The organism is Succinivibrio sp., from assembly GCF_045124615.1.
Taxonomy (GTDB): Bacteria; Pseudomonadota; Gammaproteobacteria; order Enterobacterales; family Succinivibrionaceae; genus Succinivibrio; species Succinivibrio faecicola.
On the sequence record NZ_JBGVMC010000213.1, the window covers coordinates 1 to 4,203 of the forward strand.

A 4,203-nucleotide genomic window follows, 5' to 3' on the forward strand; every position below is an offset into this window, starting at 1 on the left:
TAATATTTCTGGAGAAGATAAGACAGTCTACTCACTTAAGATCCCAAACAGAGAAATCCGTAAGTGTTTTATAAAGAACATAAAAGAGCACTTTGATACTATAGTAAATCAAGGAGAGAATAAGGCAAAGCTTATAGCAAATGCTCTGTTTGAAGGTGATTTCACAGTTGCAAAAAAGCATATAGATAGTCTTTTAAACAGCTACGTATCAATAAGAGACTTTGCAACAAAGTCAAAACCTGAGAACTTCTATCATGGATTCTTATCAGGAGTATTTACAAACTGTTCTAACTTCATAACTGACTTTAAATCAAACAGTGAATCAGGTGATGGTTATGCTGATTTAATGTTTGTGAATAAAACAGGTGATAAAGCAGTTATTCTAGAGATTAAAGCATCTTCTAAAATCGAATCTGTTATAGAAGATGCAAATCATGCTATAAAACAGATAGAAGATAAAGGATATGCAAAAAGTTATACAACTAATCCTTTTATAAATGAAATTTATGGCATTGGCATCAGTTTCTATAACAAGCAGTGCTATATTGCAGGTAAAAAAATAAAGTAAAAGTGAAGATATTAAGGTGCAATGCTGCACCTTAATAGTGTATGTTTTACTGTCTAACAGTTCTTACATTTTTATATGAATCTATTGCTTGATTTGTTCTAAATGGATTTATGTCAATACCACCACGTCTTGTAAAACTTGCATGAACACATAGCTTTTTTGGCTTTAACATTGTCATAATATCGCTGTATATCAGTTCAACGCACTGCTCATGAAACCCCTGATGATTTCTAAGTGAGATAAGGTAGGATAGCAAAGATTCATAACTTATCTCTTTTCCCTCATATTCAATAAACATTGTTGCATGATCTGGCTGTGCTGTTACAGGACAAAGCGAACGGAAAAGATTTGTATGACAGTTTATTGAGATTACCTTATCTGATTTTGCTTTGAGCATATCTGTTGAATAGGTAAAAGAGTTTTGAGAGAAATTTTTCAGATCAATAGCACTTTCAAGTTCAATACCATCAATCTTTGATATACCAAAATCATTATCGTTTAAAGTCATAAGTGAGACTTTTACATCGCATTCAAGAAGTTCACTCAGATCTCTTTTTATAACAGATTCTACCTGTTCAAGTGATTTGAATTTTGTCATGGTCAAAGAGAAAATATATAGTTTTAATGACTTTGACTCGACAATATATTCACTGTTCTTTGGAACTATGATCTTACCTACGCAAACTTTTGGAAGAGAATTCAGATCAAGATAGGTTATCTCGTACAGTCTCCAAAGATCGTAACCTTCAGATTCTGTATAGTTTTTAATCTGTGATCTTCCAAGTTCTCGTTTTATCCTTTGAAGTCTTGAAGGTGCATACTCACAATCATAGGTTGTGCTTTTTCCAAGAACGAGGTTTGTCATTTCCATTTATAAATCTCCAAAGGTACAACCTAATATTGAAAGTGCTGCTAATGCTGCTGTCTCTGTTCTTAATATTCTAGGGCCTAAGGTTACCCCCTGAAAACCTGATTTTGCAGCATTATCTATTTCTTCAGATGAAAGTCCGCCTTCAGGTCCTATAAGCAGTCTTACATTCTGCTTTGGTTCAATTTCAGTAAGCTTTTTGTCAGCCTTAGGATCAAGAGTCAATGACAGAGCATTCTTACCTTGCTTGTACCAGTCATCAATAAAGGTAATATCATTAACAACAGGCACAACATTTCTTCCTGACTGTTCGCATGCTGCAATAGCAATCTTCTGCCACTGTTCAACTTTCTTTTCTTCACGCTTTCTGTCAAGTTTCACACCGCATCTTGATGAGTACAGTGGTGTAATAGAGTGGATTCCAAGTTCAGTAGCTTTCTGTATTGTAAATTCCATCTTGTCACCACGGCTTATGACCTGACCTAGTTCAACAAGAAGTGGACTTTCGACATTTCTGTCAATCTTTTCTGTACATTTAAAAGAAGCCTTTTTAGAAGATACCTCTTCTAATGTTGCTTTGTACTCATTTGCTAATCCGTCAAATACGATAAAGTTATCGCCCTGTTTGAATCTTAATACTCTTATAAGATGGCCAAAGCCGTCATCATCAAGAGTGAATGTGTCATTCAGGTTTAAATTTGCTCTAAACTGGCAGATCCTTACATCACGCATAGCTATCCTGTTTTTTATAGTTTAAATCTCTTGCACTGAGCCTTTACAAAAGGATTATCGTTTCCTTGAATTTCCTTTATAAGCTTATTTCTTATGCATTCGTTCTTTGTAACTTTGTATTTTTTGTTCCAGTATCTGAACATATTTATCTCTTCAGAAGACAACGGTATCTTGTAGGTACTCGACATATAAAGATATGCTCTTGCAACAATACCTTTAGCTCTGTTTGGAATTGAGGCTACCTGTTTTTTAGTATTTATAACAACTGAGCATTTACCGTAAGGTGATTTTCCTTTAAGCTTTTCTACAAATCTGTAGTTGCTTCTATCGCCATTTACCTCACCAATTGAAGGATACAGGTTGTGCAGATCTCCTTCCATTTTTATAAATTCAGGATCATTTTCTGAACAGTTTTTTCTGCCGCCTTCCTGCCAGCATTGCCTTTTTTTACCGAATGTATAGGCTGGCATCATATGTTCAGCTTCAATTCTGTTGGCTCTTTGGCTATTGGATCTTATTTTATATCCACATGATTCAAGATCTGGTTTATATCCGTTTTCATAAAAAATAATATTGCAGCCGCAGTAGATTGTTTTTGCCTTTGTAAGCTTACTGAATATTCCTGGCATATGAGTTTTAGCTTCTCTAAAAGAGAGTGGTTCACTCATTGCACAAGTAAAGAGTACGCTTATAGATAGAATTAAAACAGATAGCTTTTTTATCATCTTTTTAAACCTTATAAATTCAAAAAAAGATTCTAACACAAAGACATGATCATTTTATAATTTTGCAAAAAGCATGATAACTGGCTGTATGCTATAATCAGATAAGTTGAATATACAATTTTTTAGGTATTTCTTTTTGGAGTGCAAATGTCTATTGATTTGAGCAAAATGGCTACATTTGGCGTAGCAGGTAATTTTACCGGACACCTCGAGCAGGCAGGTGAGGCAGTTGATTTTACCAATGTAAAAACTGCTGAAGCTAAGGCCCCTAAGGCAGTATTCCCAACATTCATGCCAAAAGCAGGCAAGAGCATTCCTGAATTTTTAAATGTTTTTCCATTTGATTCACAGAAAATAATTTTCCCAGAGGGTGAGACTAAGCTTCAGATTGAACCTGAGTGTGCAATTATCTGTGAGGTAACCTATGAAGGTTCACAGGTAAAGTCATTAAAGCCGGTTTTATTCGGTGCATCTAATGACTGTTCAATCAGAAAGGAAGGTGCTAAGAAGATCAGTATTAAGAAGAACTGGGGTAAATCATCAAAAGGCTTATCTGATAATCTGATTGCGATTGATTCTTTTGATGAGAGTGGAATTTTAAACAGATACCGCATTGCAAGCTTCATGGTAAGAGATTCTAAGGTTATTGCCTATGGAGAGGACTCTGCTGTAAGAGATTACAGCTATGTTTATGCAAAATTGGTTGAATGGCTAATAGATAAGCTAAACAACCAGCAAAACGAGGGCCCTGCTGAGAGAATCAATGACTATATAAATGAAGCTGGCAAACCTGAACTTATCATGGTTTCAATTGGTGCTACAAGATATACAGAATTTGGTGAGCACAATTTCCTTGCAAACGGCGATAAGTCAGTAGTTGTCGTATATCCTGAGGATAAGTACTCAAAAGAGGATATTGTAAAAGGCGTAGAGAATAATTCTCTGAATGACAAGGATGTAAGCGTTCTATCTCAGCTTGTAGTCCTATAAAGAGTGTTTTGATATAAAAACGCTTTCAACAGATAAAAAATAATGCCACTGCAGTTTTTTACAGTGGCATTTTTCTTGATGAATATTTTTTTTATTACTTGATAGCCTGTAGCAGATCATCTACCTTGTTGGTCTGTTCCCAGCTGAAGCTTGGACGGCCGAAGTGACCGTATGATGCAGTCTTCTGGTAGATTGGTCTTAACAGATCAAGCTGACGGATAAGACCAAATGGTCTTAAATCAAATACTTCAGGAACGATTTGAGCAATCTTGTTGTCATCGTACTTGCCTGTACCGAAGGTATTTACTGATACAGAAACA

6 protein-coding genes are annotated in these 4,203 nt (G+C 35.3%); 2 read left to right on the top strand and 4 right to left on the bottom strand.

Translation table 11 applies throughout. The annotated features are described in order from the left end of the window. A partial coding sequence (locus ACJML3_RS05630) for a PD-(D/E)XK nuclease domain-containing protein (RefSeq protein WP_406021367.1) occupies nt 1–568 on the top strand: 568 nt, incomplete at its 5' end. A gap of 46 nt (nt 569–614) precedes the next feature. On the opposite strand, the gene queF is transcribed toward ACJML3_RS05630, so the two are convergent. The 3 genes from queF to ACJML3_RS05645 are packed head-to-tail and all read right to left on the bottom strand — an operon-like array spanning nt 615 to nt 2,893. After that, nucleotides 615–1,439, bottom strand: coding sequence for an NADPH-dependent 7-cyano-7-deazaguanine reductase QueF (gene queF / locus ACJML3_RS05635; RefSeq protein WP_406021369.1), 825 nt, complete (start codon nt 1,437–1,439; stop codon nt 615–617). Further along, nucleotides 1,440–2,168 (bottom strand): 16S rRNA (uracil(1498)-N(3))-methyltransferase, encoded by a 729-nt coding sequence (locus tag ACJML3_RS05640; protein WP_406021371.1) that lies wholly within the window; start codon nt 2,166–2,168, stop codon nt 1,440–1,442. A 14-nt stretch (nt 2,169–2,182) separates the two neighbouring features. Further along, the gene (locus tag ACJML3_RS05645) at nt 2,183–2,893 is read right to left on the bottom strand and encodes an endonuclease (protein WP_406021373.1); all 711 of its coding nucleotides are present in this window, start codon (nt 2,891–2,893) and stop codon (nt 2,183–2,185) included. Between the two features lie 147 nt (nt 2,894–3,040). Between ACJML3_RS05645 and ACJML3_RS05650 the strand changes: the two genes are divergently transcribed. Further along, nucleotides 3,041–3,883, top strand: coding sequence for a DUF5718 family protein (locus ACJML3_RS05650; protein ID WP_406021375.1), 843 nt, complete (start codon nt 3,041–3,043; stop codon nt 3,881–3,883). 94 nt (nt 3,884–3,977) lie between these two features. Here the strand turns inward: ACJML3_RS05650 and ACJML3_RS05655 are convergent. Beyond that, nucleotides 3,978–4,203: methionine adenosyltransferase domain-containing protein (locus tag ACJML3_RS05655; protein WP_406021377.1), on the bottom strand; the 226-nt coding region annotated here is incomplete at its 5' end.

What these genes read in the sequence shown, in the direction of transcription:
- queF (WP_406021369.1), bottom strand. Translation starts at nt 1,439, where the DNA reads ATGGAAATGACAAACCTCGTTCTTGGAAAAAGCACAACCTATGATTGT.
- ACJML3_RS05640 (WP_406021371.1), bottom strand. Translation starts at nt 2,168, where the DNA reads ATGCGTGATGTAAGGATCTGCCAGTTTAGAGCAAATTTAAACCTGAAT.
- ACJML3_RS05645 (WP_406021373.1), bottom strand. Translation starts at nt 2,893, where the DNA reads ATGATAAAAAAGCTATCTGTTTTAATTCTATCTATAAGCGTACTCTTT.
- ACJML3_RS05650 (WP_406021375.1), top strand. Translation starts at nt 3,041, where the DNA reads ATGTCTATTGATTTGAGCAAAATGGCTACATTTGGCGTAGCAGGTAAT.